Source organism: Bacillus sp. z60-11 (assembly GCF_046464135.1).
GTDB classification, from domain to species: Bacteria; Bacillota; Bacilli; order Bacillales; family Bacillaceae; genus Bacillus; species Bacillus sonorensis_A.
In genome coordinates, this window is sequence record NZ_JBIYSN010000002.1 from 374,582 (window position 1) to 389,862 (window position 15,281).

A 15,281-nucleotide genomic window follows, 5' to 3' on the forward strand; every position below is an offset into this window, starting at 1 on the left:
TTTTAAGAGCCTAAGGAAGTTCAATTTGTTTATTTTCTCTTGACTCCTTGTACAGCACAATGATATTACCGATCGTTTGCACCAGTTCGGCGCCTGCTCCGCTTGCCAAAGCATCCGCGACCTCGTCTTTCGGCTGTTCGCAGTTTTGCAGCACGCTTACCTTAATCAATTCTCTGGCTTCAAGCGCTTCGCTGATTTGTTTTACCATATTATCGTTGACTCCGCCTTTTCCGACTTGAAAAATCGGTGACAGATGATGCGCTTCTTTTCGTAAATAGCGCTTTTGTTTTCCAGTTAACATGTTGTTCCTCCTAATTTTCGCAAAACAATGGATTTCATTTTTTCAATATTCGGCTCACGTCCGGTCCACAGTTCAAATGATAAAGCGGCCTGGCCGATGAACATGCCGACACCGTCCAGTATTTTCAATCCCTTTGCTTCAGCTTCTTTCAATAAAGCGGTTTTGAGCGGATTGTAGATGATGTCGCAAACAAGGCTCGCCTCTTTTGCATTCGCTAAAGAAATCGGGGCGTCATCGACGTCCGGGTGCATGCCGACAGATGTCGTTTGAATCACGACATCGTACGCTGACAGGTTGGCTTCCGCCTCCTGCAAAGTCAGCGCCTGCACCTCTCCCTCAAAAAGCCCGGTAAACGCTTCTGCTTTTTCAGGTGTGCGGTTTGCCACATCAAGCCGCTGCGGCCGCTGTGACGCAAGCGTCGTAAAGATCGCCCGGGCCGCGCCTCCCGCGCCGACAATCAAAACAGAAAGCTCGCGAATCGGCCGATCAAGAGACTGTTTCAGCGATTTTAAAAATCCTTCCCCATCTGTATTATATCCGACAAGCCCGTCTTTTTCTCTTCTGACAGTGTTTACCGCTCCGAGCGCTTTGGCGCTTTCATCAATGCGGTCAAGGTATTTCATAATGGAGACCTTATGCGGCACCGTCACATTAAATCCTTGCACACCGAGGGCCCGCATACCTTTGACCGCATCTTCCAGATCGTCTTTTTCAACACGGAAAGCATGGTAATGCCCGTCCAAGGAAAGGTCTTGCAAAGCGGCATTATGGATGTCCGGAGACATGGAATGTGCGACAGGATTTCCAATCAGTCCGTAAATCGGTTTCATCATCCTCTCCCCCTATCTTCAGATTAATGATCTGCGCAAAAAGACGGAAACGCCTTTAGGAGCGTGTGCGACAATTCTTTGCTTAGCGCCCTGAATCGTCACCCAGCCAAGCCCTGAAAAGACGACATCGGTTTTCTGATCCTTTATCGTGAATGTGTGTCTGACAAACTCGGGAAACGTTTCAAGATCCTCTTTCGCAGGTGGGGCCAGCATGTCCCCCGCATGCTTTTCATAAAGCTGATCCGCGTTTTCAAGCTTTGTTCTGTGAATATTGAGTTCATTTGGCATATAGCATACAAACGGCGACCTGTCTCCGGATTCAAAGTCAAGCCTTGACAGTCCGCCGAAGAAGAGCGTCTGCCCGTCATTCAGCTGAAAAGTGCGGGGCTTCAGTTCTTTTTTCGGCGACAATATTTTCAAATCGCGTTTTGCGACGTAATGGGCCATCTGATGGTGATTGATGATTCCCGGAGTGTCGTACATTGATGAGCCGTCATCAAGCGGGATTTCAATCGCGTCAAGCGTTGTGCCGGGATACTGGGATGTTGTGATGATGTCTTCTTCTCCCGACACCTCTTTGATAATCCGGTTGATAAAAGTGGACTTTCCGACGTTCGTGCATCCGACGACATACACATCTTTGCCGTTTCTGTAATGCTCAATCGCATCGATCGCTTCTTTCATACCCTGGCCGCGCCCTGCGCTGACAAGCAGAACATCGACGGGCTTTAACCCGAGCTCTTTCGCTTCGCGTTTCATCCAATGAACTAGGCGATCCCGCTTGACCGATTTCGGCAGAATATCCGCTTTGTTTCCTATTAATAGGATCGGATTGCCTCCGACAATACGGCTTAATCCGTTAATCCAGCTTCCGTTGAAATCAAAAATGTCGACGATTTTCACGATAAGCGAATCCGTTTCCCCAATGCCGTGCAAGATGTTTAGAAAATCATCATCCGTCAGAGAGACGTCCTGGATTTCGTTGTAATTTTTCAGTCTGAAGCAGCGCTGACAAATCACGTCTTCCTTCAGGAGAGATGATTCAGGCGCATAGCCCAGTTCATTTTTATTTTCGGTTTGGATGGCAACTCCGCATCCGATACATACTACCTTTTCCATGCTTTAATCCTCCCACTGAATATGGCCTTTTCGTTTTAACGAACTGAGAATCCTCCGTTCCACCTGACGGTTAAAACGCGTAAAAAAGCCATCGGAAGCGGCCACAGGCACAACAAGAATCGTGTGAAAGCCATTGCGGTTTCCTCCGAGGACATCGGTCATGAGCTGATCCCCGATCACCACAACGTCCTCTTTTTTCAGTCCCATATTTTTCACAGCTTTCCTGAAAGCTCTGCCCATCGGCTTTTTCGCTTTATAAATAAACGGGATATTCAGCGGTTCCGAGAAAATTTTGACCCGTTTTTCATTATTATTGGAAACGATGGTAACTTTAATGCCGTTCTCCTTCATCTCTTCAAACCACTCGATGAGACGCGGTGTAGCGCTTGGCCTGTCCCATTCCACAAGCGTGTTGTCCAAATCCGTAATAATCCCTTTAACATTGCGCTCTTTCAGCTTTTCAGGGGTAATATGAAAAATATTTTTAACAAATTCATCCGGCAGAAAAAACTTTTTTAACACAAGCCGCACCCTTTCCTTTCACTTACTGCTTTTTTCTATGTGTCGAATCAAATCTAAAAGTGTCTTAAAAAATCGGCTGTCCGAAAAGTTTTCGACATATAATAGGATTCTTCAACAGGTGTGGATAAAATTACACACAGTATCCACTCTTATTTCATCAACCTTTTATTAAATTATAAACATGATACCCACAAGTTATCCACTTTTTGGTGTGGATAACAGAACGATTGTTCTTGCCCAATATTCATGATAGATTATAGGTACTTCAAACAAGATCATATAACTTAACATTTTATGCAGTTTCAAAACTGGTTATTCCAATTTTCATGAGGAGGTGTCTTCCCCATTAAATGGGTACCAAGTATGAGAAAGCTGTCTGATGAACTTTTAATAGAATCATACATTAAAGCAAATGAGATGAATTTAAACCGCGAATTCATCGAGCTGATTGAATCTGAAATCAAAAGAAGGTCGCTCGGTCATCTGCTTTCCGTCTCTTCTTAAGTTGGCACTTCCGGGCGTTCTTGCCGCTTTTTTCACTTAGGTTGATATTATATCACTTGAATAATACGCTTACTACTGTTTTTCATGAAAAAACACCTCTGTCAGAAGAGGTGCTATTTGAAGAATCCGTACGGACTCAACCAGTAAAATCCACCGATCACCAGCAATACGACCAAGAGAACGACAACAAAAGCATAGCCGTATGCTGCACCTGCGTAGCCGGGATAAGCCGGATATGAATACGGATATCCGAAGGCCATCACATCATTCCTCCTTTTAAGACTATTGTAGTAACAGCCTATGACCAAAAAGGAGAAATGGCTAGGCCGTTGACCGATTCTCAAGAAGTTTTTATGACGCCGCTTTTTTTGATGTCTTCAAAAATGATCCGAGCGCCTTTTGGGGTTAAGTGATTTCCCGACGGATCGATATACCCCGATTTGATCAAGTGCTCATCCGTTTGTCCGCCAGCCTTGTCAACGATGCTTTTCCAGTTGTCAATGAGTGGCACATCCAATTTGCGCGCCGTTTTCCTTGTGACCTCATTATAGGAATCATGCCACTTTCTCGCTCCTCCGTACTTTTCAAACGAAGCAGCCCTGTATCTCGAATAATAAAAAATGTTGTTCCCGCTTCCTTCAACGAGCGGAAGACATGTCATCAACACCGGTTTTATCCCATGGCGGCGGCTTTCTTTGACGAAATAAGACAGATTTTCTCTAAATCTTTTTTTCGACACGCGCGGAACCCCTTTTGCAAGTATTGCCGCATCATTTGTTCCGAACATGATCAAAAGGTATGCCGGATGCTTGTCGAGCACATCCTTTCGAAAGCGAAATCTGGCGTCTTCCGTCGTTTCTCCGCCGATACCCGCATTCACGATGCTGTACTTCCCGCGAAGAGAAGTTTGTAGTAAATTGACCCACTTCTCCGCTTTTGGATATTCGCGAAACTGCCAATTTGAACCGCGTGTATTGCTGTCACCGAACGCAACGATTTTTCGGGTGCCGTCCTTTCCGCATCCGGAAAGAAGCAGCAGGAAAACGAGGACCATTGCAAACATTTTTTTCATCGTTTCACCTCCAAAAGCCAATAATACGATCATATAAAAGAGATTGGTCAATTTCAACGGAGAAACTCTCTCTGAATGATTGATACTACGCTTTTAATCTGTTCTTTTCGACTCAGGAACATTCACATCCGCCCGTTTATCCGACAAACAATGAATAGGTTTTGATGGGGCGAAACCCCAATTTCCCGGCGAGCCGGATGGACGCTTTGTTTTGCGAATCACAATCCCAGCGCGGCTTTATCCCAAGATCCTGACAGTATGAGATGAATGCGCGGGCGCATTGTGCGGCAAATCCCCGTCCCCTGAAATCCGAATGTGTGGCGATATCAATCTCAGCGAAGCGTTCCGAGCGGAAAATCGCGACGCATTCGCTGACCGTCCGCCCTTCATAGAGGATTTTAAAACCGAAGCCGCTCTTCAAAAAATTCGCGGTTCCTCCCCAATATTCATCAGCATACTGTTCATCGAAATGCACGCTGCGCTTCAGATCGCCTTCGGAAAACATTTCAACGACTGCACCGACGTCTTCCTCATCATGATCAGGCTCCTTTGTAAAGGAAAAGACGGTGCGCTTCATCTGTTTTATATCATCCAGGGCGGCTCTTAAAAAAGCGTCCCATTCCGCCGAGCCGGAAAAGACGGTAAACCGCCCGGCGTTCCTTTGCTCATTCAAGTAATGATGCCATTTGTCCCGCTTCATTTCAGGGGGACTCCCGGCAAGATAATAAATTCCCGAAGGTGTTTGAAAAAGCGCTGTGCGCGGAACATCCGATCGATCGGCAAATATTTTGCCGCCTGTGACTCCGTCTGCTATCGCATGGGCAAATGTCGGACTGCCCTCGTGCAGCATCAATTTTGCCTTGGACATATCTGCTGTTTTTAGCCGTATCATCTTATCCTCCAATTAATTTGCCGCCTCATCGCTTCCGGCGATGTTCCGGTCAAAAATAAACACGGAAACGGCAATATCCTCCTGGATTTTGATATCTGAAAACAGATGCTCCAATTTTGCACCGATCAGCTCTTCCATGCCCTCCGGGGTATGATTGGAATAATGATCCTGAATCAGGACCGTCCTAGCCGCATGCACCATTTCTTTGCCTTCAGGTGTACTTGCGATAAATTGCTCGCTTGCGGTCAAATTGCCGTAAAGCGTCGAAACCGCCATATTGTCGACAAATACGGTATGAATCCGTTCAGGCCCCTTGCCGAACAGCTCTTTCCGCAGCTTGCGAATGATATCATTAAACTGATGGATTTTTTTAGACATTGTTATACCCCTTCCCCTTTAAACCATGCAAATTATCGTGATGTTCCCTTAAACACTTAACTTGGTTAAAATTTTCCTGTTCTATTGAATTATAATAAATATTATTTTATAATAAAAGTTATGTTGATGGATTTATGATAGAGACATGTTATAAATCTATCTGTTTCTACATATTGGGATTGGTCTGTTAGTAAGGATTGCTAGTAAACTACTCCGCCATGTATGTTTATGCCGCTTGCCAGGACGGGAGCCGGTATATGTGTACATGGCTTTTTTTGATTTCTTGACAACGATGGAGGGACAAAAATGATGGACGAAAAGCCGCTCAAGATCTTAATAGACGGCACAGAATACGTGGCTCGGGAAGGGGCGACGGTTTTAGACATCTTAAATGAAAACGGGATCGAACATCCGCAAGTTTGCCATGTTCCCGAGGTTGATCCCATTCAAACGTGCGACACCTGCCTCATCGAAGCAGACGGAAAATTAAAGCGCGCCTGTTCGCTGAAAGCGGAAAACGGCATGTCGATCAGCCTTTCGAATGAGCGGGTGAAAAAATCGCAGAAGGAAGCGATGGACCGAATCCTCGAAAACCATCTGCTTTATTGTACGGTTTGCGATAATAACAACGGCAACTGCAAGCTGCATAATACGGCGGAAATGATGGGCATTGAAGAGCAAACATACCCTTATATGCCGAAGGAAGATCCGGCGACTGCCGTCGATATGTCGCATCCTTTTTACCGCTATGACCCGAACCAGTGCATTGCGTGCGGACAATGTGTGGAAGTGTGTCAAAATCTCCAGGTCAATGAAACGCTGTCGATCGATTGGGAGCGGGAACGCCCGCGGGTCATCTGGGATGACGGTGTTTCGATCAACGACTCTTCATGCGTCAGCTGCGGACAGTGCGTGACCATCTGCCCGTGCAATGCGCTGATGGAAAAGTCAATGCTCGGGGAGGCCGGATTTTTGACAGGCATCAAACAGGACGTCATGGAGCCGATGATCGACCTCGTGAAAAACGTAGAGCCCGGTTACAGCAGCATTTTCGCCGTTTCCGAAGTAGAAGCGGCGATGCGGGAAACTCGGACCAAAAAGACAAAAACCGTCTGCACTTTTTGCGGTGTCGGCTGCTCCTTTGAAGTTTGGACGAAAGGCCGGGAAATCTTGAAGGTCCAGCCGGTATCAGACGCGCCCGTCAACGCCATTTCCACCTGTGTCAAAGGAAAATTCGGCTGGGATTTCGTCAATTCCGAAGAGCGGCTTACAAAGCCTTTAATCCGGAAAAACAATACGTTCGTCGAATCCACCTGGGAGGAAGCGCTTGATCTTGTCGCCAGCCGCTTAGGGTCGATCCGCCAGCAATATGGGAAGGGGTCTGTCGGCTTTATTTCTTCTTCCAAAATTACGAATGAAGAAAACTACCTGATGCAAAAGCTGGCACGGCAAGTCTTTGAAACGAATAACGTCGATAACTGCTCCCGCTACTGTCAATCACCGGCAACGGACGGGCTCTTCCGCACGGTCGGAATGGGAGGTGACGCAGGTACGATCAAAGATATCGCAAAAGCCGGCCTCGTCATTATCGTCGGGGCAAATCCGGCCGAAGGCCACCCGGTCCTTGCAACCCGCATTAAGCGGGCCCATAAGCTTCACGGGCAAAAGCTGATCGTCGCCGACCTTCGCAAAAACGAAATGGCCGAGCGTTCAGACCTGTTCATCAGACCGCGCCAAGGGACGGATCAAGTATGGCTGATGGCCGTGACAAAACACATGATCGATCAAGGCTGGCATGACCAGGCGTTCATTGAAGAAAACGTGAATTTCTTTGAGGATTATAAAGAATCTCTTGAAACATATACCCTTGAATATGCAGAAAACGTCACAGGCATCAAGCAACAGACGCTGATCGAAATCGCGGAAATGATCCGGGACGCTGACGGCACCTGCATCTTGTGGGGAATGGGCGTGACTCAAAATACGGGAGGCTCTGATACGTCTGCGGCGATTTCAAATCTCTTGCTTGCGACCGGAAACTACCGCCGGCCCGGTGCCGGAGCCTATCCGCTTCGCGGCCACAACAATGTCCAAGGCGCCTGTGACATGGGGACGCTGCCAGGCTGGCTTCCTGGATACCAGCATATTTCCGATGACAAAGCGCGGAAAAAATTCGCAGAGGCTTACGGCGTGACAATCGACAGTGCACCCGGCCTTGATAATATCGAAATGCTTCATTCGATCGAAAAAGGTGATATGAAAGCGATGTATATCGTCGGCGAAGATATGGCCCTTGTCGATTCCAACGCCAACCGCGTCCATGACATTTTATCCGGGCTTGAATTTCTCGTCGTTCAAGACATATTCCTTTCGAAAACGGCTCAGTACGCCGATGTTGTCCTGCCTGCGGCGCCTTCTCTCGAAAAAGACGGAACCTTTACCAATACGGAGCGCCGTGTTCAAAGGCTGTATCAAGCACTCCCTTCCCTCGGGGATTCAAAGCCCGACTGGCAGATCATCCAAGCCATCGCAAATCGGCTCGGAGCTGACTGGAATTACAATCACCCGGGAGACATTTTCTCAGAAATGGCGAGCCTGTCTCCACTGTTTGGCAAAGCGAGCTACGAAACGCTTGAAGGCTGGAACAGTTTTCTCTGGGGCAGCTTGAGCGGAGAAAGCACACCGCTGCTTTATGAAGACGGATTTCACTTTCCTGACAGAAAAGCGCGCTTTGCGCCGGCCGATTGGACGGAGCCGGCCGAATTCCCTGAGGAATACGACCTCCATATTAACAACGGGCGGATGCTTGAGCACTTCCACGAAGGAAATCTGACCAATAAATCGGCAGGGATTCAAGCGAAAGTACCGGACGTCTTTGTTGAGATTTCACCCGACCTGGCAAAGGAACGGGGAATCTGTGACGGATCTCTCGTAAGGCTCGTCTCTCCATACGGCGCCGTGAAATTGACCGCGCTTATTACGGATCGCGTGCGGGCGAATGAGCTGTACCTGCCGATGAACTCAACAAATAAAGAATCGGCGATTAACTTTTTAACCGGTCCGGCAGTCGATGCGCGCACGAACACGCCAGCCTATAAACAAACGAAAGTACGAATGGAAGTCCTCGAAGGCTGCACAGCGCCGCCGCTGCCGAAAACGAATCCGCGCAACAAAAAACGCAACCCGCAAAACGGGGTCGAAGTGGAGCGTAAATGGAAACGTCCGGGATATATCCATCTGACAGACTAATGCAAGGAGGAAATCATACATGGCCACCCCCATTACTGCGATTCAAAAGGAGCGCAAATCAGAGGAGCAAATCAAGCTTGAAAAACTGGAAGAGCTAAAATCGCTATTGGCAGAAAATGAAGACGCCCTCTCTAAAACGATGACCCTCATCGGCGAGCTGAACGGACTCGGCGTCTTTGATGCCGCAGACAGCATGCTGCAGGCGAAAGAAGACATCGCTAAAATCGCGCTCGGCCAGCTGTCCCGTGAACCGGTCGTCAACTTGATCAACACGGCAATGGCGGCCGGCGGAGCCCTGTCAAAAGCCGATCCCGAATTGACGGGAAAGCTTGCGGAAAGCCTGGTAGCAGGTATAGAACAAGGTCAGCACTTTTTAAAGGAAGATCAAAAAGTCAGCGTCTTCGCCCTGCTAAAAGCCATGAACGACCCTGACATCAACCGCGCCGTCGGCTTCGGCCTTCAGTTTTTAAAAGGCATGGGGAAAGCGCTGAAAGAGTAAAATGAAAAAACCGGCTCGCTTGGTCCGAGCCGGTTTTCTGATGATGAGGGCCATCGTTCATTTGCTGTGTGTTCCATCCTGTTTGCTCAACGATTCTTTTAAAATCTGAAATACGGTCGTCACAATGACTACAATCATTAAACCGGTCGTGAGCGGGGTCGCATGTGTTTCCTGAATTCCAATCATAATGACGCTCAACACAATCAATGAAAGAATGAAAATACGTTTGTTTTTCATTTGCCGCACCGGACTTCATTTATGATCGCTTTTTGCTTGACCGTCCGGCACCCTCACCCCCTACCTTTATTATCACGCACCTGTTAACTTTTGTAAATACACAAAAGGCGGAAGCGGTTGCAAAAAGCATTGGAAGGCATGCCGGTTTAAGATTCGTCTAGCACTGAAGCCTCATTAAACTGATCAGCTTCAGCGCTCGGTTAGTTCTGACTGCCTGTCCATCTCCTCCTGATTTGATTATAAGGTTAAATCCCGCAAAAATCCGGTAATTTTATCGTACAGACACAGACGACCCCCAACCCACATACATTTACATATAGGCTTCTGCCTACATACATTTTGTGGAGGTGCCGTTAATGACAGGTGTTTTTGCAGCGCTCGGCTATGTCATCAAGGAACTCGTTTTTTTAGTATCGTATGTGAAAAACAATGCCTTTCCACAACCGCTATCAAGCAGTGACGAAAAAAAGTATTTAGAATTGATGGCCCAAGGGGATGAGCATGCGAGAAACATGCTGATTGAACACAATCTCCGGCTGGTCGCCCACATCGTCAAAAAATTTGAAAACACCGGCGAAGACGCCGAAGACCTGATCTCCATCGGAACGATCGGCCTGATCAAAGCGATCGAAAGCTATTCTGCAGGAAAAGGAACAAAGCTTGCCACTTATGCCGCGCGCTGTATTGAAAACGAGATTCTCATGCATTTGCGCGCCTTGAAAAAAACAAAAAAAGACGTCTCCCTCCATGACCCGATCGGCCAGGACAAAGAAGGCAACGAAATCAGTTTGATTGATGTCCTCAAATCGGAAAACGAAGACGTCATCGACACCATCCAGCTCAACATGGAGCTTGAAAAAGTGAAAAAATACATCGACATCTTAGACGGCAGAGAAAAGGAAGTCATCGTCGGCCGCTTCGGCCTTGATTTGAAGAAAGAAAAGACGCAGCGGGAGATTGCGAAGGAGCTTGGGATTTCGCGGAGCTATGTGTCGCGGATTGAGAAACGGGCGCTGATGAAGATGTTTCATGAGTTTTATCGGGCGGAGAAGGAAAAGCGGAAGAAGGCGAAGGGGAAATGAGGTAGGAAAAGGCCAGAATAATTTAAAATTCTGGCCTTTCAAAGATAGAATTAAACTGGTGAAGTAACTCTTTTTAGTGTGTCCACATTCTTTTTAAATTCTTCGTATATTGGTTTATTAACAGCTTTTGTAGCTGAAACTAAGCGTATAAACTCTTGGGTTGCATCTTTTAGCACATCGGCTTTTTTAAGGTTTCCATTTACTACTTGTGATGTTCCTTCATCTGTAAAAGAAATGCAAGCTTCTAATATATTTGACCATATGCGTTCATAATGAGACAAAGATTTTCTTGTTTCATTTTTGAAGCTCAAATCAAAGAGATTAACAATTTTTTCATTTAATATGAGATCCATACTCGCAGATATTATTGACATTATGATATATATTGAACCACTATGCGATAAATTGTTTAATAAGGTTATCTCATTCTCAAGTAGTTGGTTAGAACTCTTTTTCATTCTTAATTTTTTTTTATACGATAACAATGCCTGATAAAGTGAAAAAACAAACATTATGAAAAGGAGTAGGGATCGCAACATTCAAATTTTTCATTGTAAAATTCCTCCAAGTGAATATTCTATTGATTAGCTTCCTCGTTCTGTAGTTTGACAGGAATCTCGGTATTGACTCAATTTTTATTTATATTTTCTTGCATGAGACTGGAGATGGTCTGTTCATTTGTATGTGGTATTTGCTTGAGTTGTTTAACGACCATTTCTTGTCGCAAAATTGAATGGTTTTGGCTTAATTTCGCTTTCCCCTCGATTTTGTTGATTTTGATTTTAAAACCTTCTACTCCTTTGTTCATGCCCGCCAACAATTTAGAATCAACTTCCTCCAATTTATATGGACTGTCAGGGCTTTCATATTTCAATACCAAATCACTCATTGATTTTGCAGTTTCTTCCTCGTCTAGAAGTTCAACTTCCCCGTAAACATGAACAGCTACATAATTCCATGTAGGAACAGCTTGATTCGTCTCATACCACGAGGGCGAAATGTAACAATGAGGTCCTTGAAAAACTGCTAAAACGGGTTGGTTTACAATATCTTTCCATTGGGGATTTGCCAGAGCAAAATGACCGTATAAGCAATTTTTGTCGACACTCATCATCAATGGCAAGTGAGTTGCATATGGCATACCATCATGCATTGAAAACAATGTTGCAAAACCGTTCTCTTTGATCACATCGCAAGCTTCTGTTTCACTCAGTTTAAAATGAGCAGGGATAAACATGAAAAACTCTCCTCTCGTACTAAATTGGAACACATGTATTTGAGTTCTAAAATGGTTCCATTACAGCTTTTAGGATATAATATGATACAGACTGACATTTTCAAAGGTACAATTTCGGATAAATAAGCATGTCAGAGGAGAAAGCGATGAAAAATATCATTTTTGCTTTTAAAGATGATGCTCCAAAATACAAACAAATTTACGAGCAGTTTAAATTATTAATTGAACAAGGAAATATACATGCCAATGAGCAATTACCATCTATTCGTGAACTGGCGAACTCCCTGCAAGTAAGCCGCAATACCACGCTTATGGCCTATGATCAGCTTTTAGCGGAAGGCTACATTCGGGCAGAAAAACGAAAAGGGTATTTTGTAAATGAAGTAGAACCCCATTTATTTCAAGGGAAAGATGACTCTTTACAAAATAAGCAAACAGAAACGATACAACCGGTTTTAATTGATTTCCGTGCGGGTGCCGTAGATCAAGCGCATTTCCCCATGAAAATATGGAGGAAATTGTCCAATCAAGTTTTGACATTCCAGAAAAGCTATCAATACGGTGAAGCATTCGGGGAAATGTGCCTCCGTGAACAAGTGGCTACGTATCTATTAGAATCCCGGGGAGTAAAAACAGAGGCAAATTCCATAATCATTGGCAGCAGTACACAGCAGATGCTGATTTATCTTGGTCATATTCTGAAAGATGAGTTTTCTGGAGTTATAATTGAAGATCCCGGATACGACGGTGCGAGAGAAGCATTTCGATTTCATGGGTTTACTCTGGAAACGTTACCGGTTTTTGAGACAGGAGCTGATTTTTCTAACTTAAATCGACTGCAAGAAAGATTAATCTATGTGACACCTTCTCATCACAGTCCTTACGGAGTAAGCATGCCGATTCAGCAACGGCAAACGCTTATTAATTGGGTCAATAAAAAAGAGGGGTATATTCTTGAAGATGATTATGACAGTGAATTCCGTTATACGCAGCAGCCATTTCCTGCCCTTGCCTCCATTCATTCAGAAAGAGTTATTTATTTAGGGAATTTCTCAAAGTCCTTTCTCCCAGGCATTCGTCTCAGCTACATGGTATTGACGCAGCCGATTTTACACCGGTACAAAAAACGATTTCGTCAATTCGAAAGCACCGTTTCTGTACTCAGCCAGCTCACCATGGTCGAGTTTATGAAGGAGGGAGAATGGCTTCGCCATATTAAACGCATGCGCGTTGTGTACAGAAAAAAAATGCAGCACTTTATTTCCAATATAAAGCACGAGCTCGGAGATCATGTAACGATTATTGGCGAGCAGTCTGGATTATACATCTTAGTGAAAGTTCATCTGAACTGTTCAGAAGAAAGGCTAATACAGCGTGCCTTTAAATACGGAGTAAAAGTATATCCTACTAAGATTTATTTCGTTAACAGAAATCCTGAAACACCCGTCATTAAACTAGGTTTCGGCCATCTTGACTTTGATGAAATAACACAAGGTGTAAAACTTTTGAAAAGTGCTTGGTTATCATTACACAGATAACTTCTTCATCTAATATAATTTGGTCATTCCATAGGTTACGCAATACGATTTTTTACGGGTTGACTTTCCATATAAACTCTTGAAGTACTGTTATGTTAACAAAGTTGCTAAATAAGAGATGAATTTGACCTTGTGATTCCTGAACAAAAAAAGCCAAACTCTTTATCACTTTAACGAAACAAAAACGGATAACCTGTGAGTGGCATTGAAATTTCGCTCATCGATGTCTTAAAATCTGAAAACGAAGACGTCATCGACACCATCCAGCTCAGGCACAGAGCTTGAAAAAGTCAAAAAATACATCGACATCCTGGACGGCAGAGAAAAGGAAGTCATCGTCGGCCGCTGCGGCCTTGATTTTCGCGGAGCTATATGTCGCAGATTGAAAAGCGGGCGCTGATGAAGATGTTTCATGAGTTTTACCGGGCGGAGAAGGAGAAGCGGAAGAAGGCGAAGGGGAAATGATGTCATGGAAGCCGGCCTAAAACACCGGCTTCTATTTCTTTCCACCAGGCCCTCAATAAAGCTGGAGCTTGTTATCCAATTACAGAGGCCTGTTGAAGTTACCTTTTAATTTTCTTCTGGGTTTACTTGTGCTGCTATAATGTTCATAACCTTTTTCATAAATTCCTCTTTTGTTAATGAAGCAGTCCCTCCGCCTTGAGCGAACATTTTATTTCCTCCGCCTTTTCCATTAATGAGGGAAAGGGTTTCTTGCATTAGGTCTCTCATGTTCATTTTATTTGCTTCTCCTCGCCCGCAAACCAATTGGAAGCGATGATCGTTCTCTGATAAGAAAAAAATAAGGGACCGTTTTTCTCGATCAGCGATCATTTTTGCTAACTTTTGAAGTTCTTGAAGCGATCGATCTGAAAACGTTTCTATCACCATTACAGTATCATTTTCAATTGCGCTTTTTGCTAATAATTCATTGGCTTCATACTGAAGGTTTTTTTCATTAGATTCTAGAAGCGCTTTGTCTAGCTTCTTTACATTTTCTAGTAACCGTTTGACAGCTTCGCTTAATTCCCCTTCAGGACGATTAAGTAATCCAGTCAATTCAACGATTGCTTTTTGTTTTTGATCGAATTGGGTTATGACCCGATTACCGCATACAAAATACAGACGAATTTTTTTCCTCTGTCTTTCCCAATTCAATACTTTTATTGCTCCGACTTCTCCTGTAGCGCTCGGGTGTGTTCCGCCGCATCCGTTGTAATCAAATTCATCAATCATGACAAGACGAATATTTTCTTTTACAGATGGGAGTTTACGAATCGGATAATTTACTAAGTCATCATATTCTACCCACTTCGCGACGATGGACCTATTTTCCATTATGATCTCGTTTGCAAGCTTCTCTGCTTTGCCTGCCATTTCCTCTGTTAATTCTGATACATCAAGGTCAATGGTAACCGTATCATTTCCAAGATGGAATCCAACTGTATGAAGATCATACAACTGCGCGAATGCCGCCGACAAAATATGCTGCCCGGTGTGCTGTTGCATGTGATCAAAACGACGTTCCCAATCAATAACCCCAACCACCTGATCATTTAAATGCGGCAAAGGCCTTTCTACATAATGACGAATTTCTCCATCTATCTCTTCAACGTTTAAAACTTTGACTCCGTTCAATGTTCCTGTATCATGAGGCTGGCCCCCGCCTGTTGGATAAAAGGCTGTTTCCTCTAGGGTAATATAAACATCACCTTTTTTGTCCTGTTGTTGTGTCAAAATTTTCGTTTCGAACGTTTTAAGATAGGGATCTTTGTAAAACAGTTTGTGATGATTCGGACTCATGCCATCTCCCCTTATTTT

17 protein-coding genes and 1 pseudogene are annotated in these 15,281 nt (G+C 44.7%); 6 read left to right on the forward strand and 12 right to left on the reverse strand.

The features are described 5' to 3' along the window. Positions 1-10: 10 nt before the first annotated feature. From yhbY to ACINLD_RS08740, 4 genes are read right to left on the reverse strand one after another with little or no spacing between them, the layout of a single operon-like run. Positions 11-301: a ribosome assembly RNA-binding protein YhbY gene (yhbY, locus tag ACINLD_RS08725; RefSeq protein ID WP_026587943.1), complete on the reverse strand. Its 291-nt coding sequence runs from the start codon at positions 299-301 to the stop codon at positions 11-13. Then, positions 295-1,131 (reverse strand): shikimate dehydrogenase, encoded by an 837-nt coding sequence (aroE, locus tag ACINLD_RS08730; RefSeq protein ID WP_026587944.1) that lies wholly within the window; start codon positions 1,129-1,131, stop codon positions 295-297. The genes yhbY and aroE overlap by 7 nt, the downstream gene beginning before the upstream one ends. A gap of 18 nt (positions 1,132-1,149) precedes the next feature. Beyond that, on the reverse strand, positions 1,150-2,250 hold the full coding sequence (gene yqeH, locus ACINLD_RS08735) for a ribosome biogenesis GTPase YqeH (RefSeq protein WP_026587945.1): 1,101 nt from the start codon (positions 2,248-2,250) through the stop codon (positions 1,150-1,152). 3 nt (positions 2,251-2,253) lie between these two features. After that, a complete protein-coding gene (locus tag ACINLD_RS08740) occupies positions 2,254-2,772 on the reverse strand; it encodes a YqeG family HAD IIIA-type phosphatase (protein ID WP_026587946.1) in 519 nt (172 codons plus the stop codon). Positions 2,773-3,135: 363 nt separating this feature from the next. Between ACINLD_RS08740 and ACINLD_RS08745 the strand changes: the two genes are divergently transcribed. Next, a complete protein-coding gene (locus ACINLD_RS08745; RefSeq protein WP_026587947.1) occupies positions 3,136-3,276 on the forward strand; it encodes a sporulation histidine kinase inhibitor Sda in 141 nt (46 codons plus the stop codon). Between the two features lie 113 nt (positions 3,277-3,389). On the opposite strand, the gene ACINLD_RS08750 is transcribed toward ACINLD_RS08745, so the two are convergent. The 4 genes from ACINLD_RS08750 to ACINLD_RS08765 all read right to left on the reverse strand — a co-directional run bounded on the left by ACINLD_RS08750 (position 3,390) and on the right by ACINLD_RS08765 (position 5,618). Further along, entirely contained in the window at positions 3,390-3,536 is a 147-nt protein-coding gene (locus ACINLD_RS08750) for a hypothetical protein (RefSeq protein ID WP_179115706.1), read from the reverse strand. An 80-nt stretch (positions 3,537-3,616) separates the two neighbouring features. Continuing rightward, positions 3,617-4,348, reverse strand: coding sequence for an SGNH/GDSL hydrolase family protein (locus ACINLD_RS08755; protein ID WP_035428200.1), 732 nt, complete (start codon positions 4,346-4,348; stop codon positions 3,617-3,619). A 136-nt stretch (positions 4,349-4,484) separates the two neighbouring features. Continuing rightward, complete coding sequence (locus tag ACINLD_RS08760; protein WP_026587949.1) at positions 4,485-5,240, reverse strand: GNAT family N-acetyltransferase; 756 nt, start codon at positions 5,238-5,240, stop codon at positions 4,485-4,487. Between the two features lie 12 nt (positions 5,241-5,252). Beyond that, on the reverse strand, positions 5,253-5,618 hold the full coding sequence (locus ACINLD_RS08765) for a DUF2294 domain-containing protein (RefSeq protein ID WP_026587950.1): 366 nt from the start codon (positions 5,616-5,618) through the stop codon (positions 5,253-5,255). Positions 5,619-5,927: 309 nt separating this feature from the next. Between ACINLD_RS08765 and fdhF the strand changes: the two genes are divergently transcribed. Continuing rightward, positions 5,928-8,867, forward strand: a complete 2,940-nt coding sequence (fdhF, locus tag ACINLD_RS08770; protein WP_409444675.1) for a formate dehydrogenase subunit alpha — start codon at positions 5,928-5,930, stop codon at positions 8,865-8,867. A 19-nt stretch (positions 8,868-8,886) separates the two neighbouring features. Next, positions 8,887-9,366, forward strand: a complete 480-nt coding sequence (locus ACINLD_RS08775) for a DUF1641 domain-containing protein (protein WP_409444613.1) — start codon at positions 8,887-8,889, stop codon at positions 9,364-9,366. Positions 9,367-9,423: 57 nt separating this feature from the next. Here the strand turns inward: ACINLD_RS08775 and ACINLD_RS08780 are convergent, their stop codons facing one another. Then, positions 9,424-9,603 (reverse strand): hypothetical protein, encoded by a 180-nt coding sequence (locus ACINLD_RS08780; RefSeq protein ID WP_051290390.1) that lies wholly within the window; start codon positions 9,601-9,603, stop codon positions 9,424-9,426. Positions 9,604-9,959: 356 nt separating this feature from the next. Here ACINLD_RS08780 and sigK point away from each other — a divergent pair, with 356 nt between their 5' ends. Then, positions 9,960-10,685 carry an RNA polymerase sporulation sigma factor SigK gene (gene sigK, locus ACINLD_RS08785; RefSeq protein ID WP_003183729.1) on the forward strand — a complete coding sequence of 242 codons (726 nt, stop codon included), beginning with the start codon at positions 9,960-9,962 and terminating at the stop codon, positions 10,683-10,685. Positions 10,686-10,735: 50 nt separating this feature from the next. Here sigK and ACINLD_RS08790 read toward each other — a convergent pair whose 3' ends face one another. After that, positions 10,736-11,143, reverse strand: a complete 408-nt coding sequence (locus ACINLD_RS08790; RefSeq protein ID WP_410206970.1) for a hypothetical protein — start codon at positions 11,141-11,143, stop codon at positions 10,736-10,738. A 170-nt stretch (positions 11,144-11,313) separates the two neighbouring features. Next, positions 11,314-11,922: an FMN-binding negative transcriptional regulator gene (locus ACINLD_RS08795; protein ID WP_245117905.1), complete on the reverse strand. Its 609-nt coding sequence runs from the start codon at positions 11,920-11,922 to the stop codon at positions 11,314-11,316. A 146-nt stretch (positions 11,923-12,068) separates the two neighbouring features. Between ACINLD_RS08795 and ACINLD_RS08800 the strand changes: the two genes are divergently transcribed. Further along, positions 12,069-13,460, forward strand: coding sequence for a PLP-dependent aminotransferase family protein (locus tag ACINLD_RS08800; protein ID WP_410206971.1), 1,392 nt, complete (start codon positions 12,069-12,071; stop codon positions 13,458-13,460). A 201-nt stretch (positions 13,461-13,661) separates the two neighbouring features. Further along, positions 13,662-13,925: pseudogene (locus tag ACINLD_RS08805) on the forward strand (RNA polymerase subunit sigma-70); the annotation flags it as partial. 105 nt (positions 13,926-14,030) lie between these two features. Here ACINLD_RS08805 and ACINLD_RS08810 read toward each other — a convergent pair. Next, positions 14,031-15,263 carry an alanyl-tRNA editing protein gene (locus ACINLD_RS08810; protein WP_077736382.1) on the reverse strand — a complete coding sequence of 411 codons (1,233 nt, stop codon included), beginning with the start codon at positions 15,261-15,263 and terminating at the stop codon, positions 14,031-14,033. Positions 15,264-15,281 lie beyond the last annotated feature (18 nt).

What these genes read in the sequence shown, in the direction of transcription:
- yhbY (WP_026587943.1), bottom strand. Translation starts at nt 301, where the DNA reads ATGTTAACTGGAAAACAAAAGCGCTATTTACGAAAAGAAGCGCATCAT.
- aroE (WP_026587944.1), bottom strand. Translation starts at nt 1,131, where the DNA reads ATGAAACCGATTTACGGACTGATTGGAAATCCTGTCGCACATTCCATG.
- yqeH (WP_026587945.1), bottom strand. Translation starts at nt 2,250, where the DNA reads ATGGAAAAGGTAGTATGTATCGGATGCGGAGTTGCCATCCAAACCGAA.
- ACINLD_RS08745 (WP_026587947.1), top strand. Translation starts at nt 3,136, where the DNA reads ATGAGAAAGCTGTCTGATGAACTTTTAATAGAATCATACATTAAAGCA.
- ACINLD_RS08750 (WP_179115706.1), bottom strand. Translation starts at nt 3,536, where the DNA reads ATGGCCTTCGGATATCCGTATTCATATCCGGCTTATCCCGGCTACGCA.
- ACINLD_RS08755 (WP_035428200.1), bottom strand. Translation starts at nt 4,348, where the DNA reads ATGAAAAAAATGTTTGCAATGGTCCTCGTTTTCCTGCTGCTTCTTTCC.
- ACINLD_RS08760 (WP_026587949.1), bottom strand. Translation starts at nt 5,240, where the DNA reads ATGATACGGCTAAAAACAGCAGATATGTCCAAGGCAAAATTGATGCTG.
- ACINLD_RS08765 (WP_026587950.1), bottom strand. Translation starts at nt 5,618, where the DNA reads ATGTCTAAAAAAATCCATCAGTTTAATGATATCATTCGCAAGCTGCGG.
- fdhF (WP_409444675.1), top strand. Translation starts at nt 5,928, where the DNA reads ATGGACGAAAAGCCGCTCAAGATCTTAATAGACGGCACAGAATACGTG.
- ACINLD_RS08775 (WP_409444613.1), top strand. Translation starts at nt 8,887, where the DNA reads ATGGCCACCCCCATTACTGCGATTCAAAAGGAGCGCAAATCAGAGGAG.
- ACINLD_RS08780 (WP_051290390.1), bottom strand. Translation starts at nt 9,603, where the DNA reads ATGAAAAACAAACGTATTTTCATTCTTTCATTGATTGTGTTGAGCGTC.
- sigK (WP_003183729.1), top strand. Translation starts at nt 9,960, where the DNA reads ATGACAGGTGTTTTTGCAGCGCTCGGCTATGTCATCAAGGAACTCGTT.
- ACINLD_RS08790 (WP_410206970.1), bottom strand. Translation starts at nt 11,143, where the DNA reads ATGAAAAAGAGTTCTAACCAACTACTTGAGAATGAGATAACCTTATTA.
- ACINLD_RS08795 (WP_245117905.1), bottom strand. Translation starts at nt 11,922, where the DNA reads ATGTTTATCCCTGCTCATTTTAAACTGAGTGAAACAGAAGCTTGCGAT.
- ACINLD_RS08800 (WP_410206971.1), top strand. Translation starts at nt 12,069, where the DNA reads ATGAAAAATATCATTTTTGCTTTTAAAGATGATGCTCCAAAATACAAA.
- ACINLD_RS08810 (WP_077736382.1), bottom strand. Translation starts at nt 15,263, where the DNA reads ATGAGTCCGAATCATCACAAACTGTTTTACAAAGATCCCTATCTTAAA.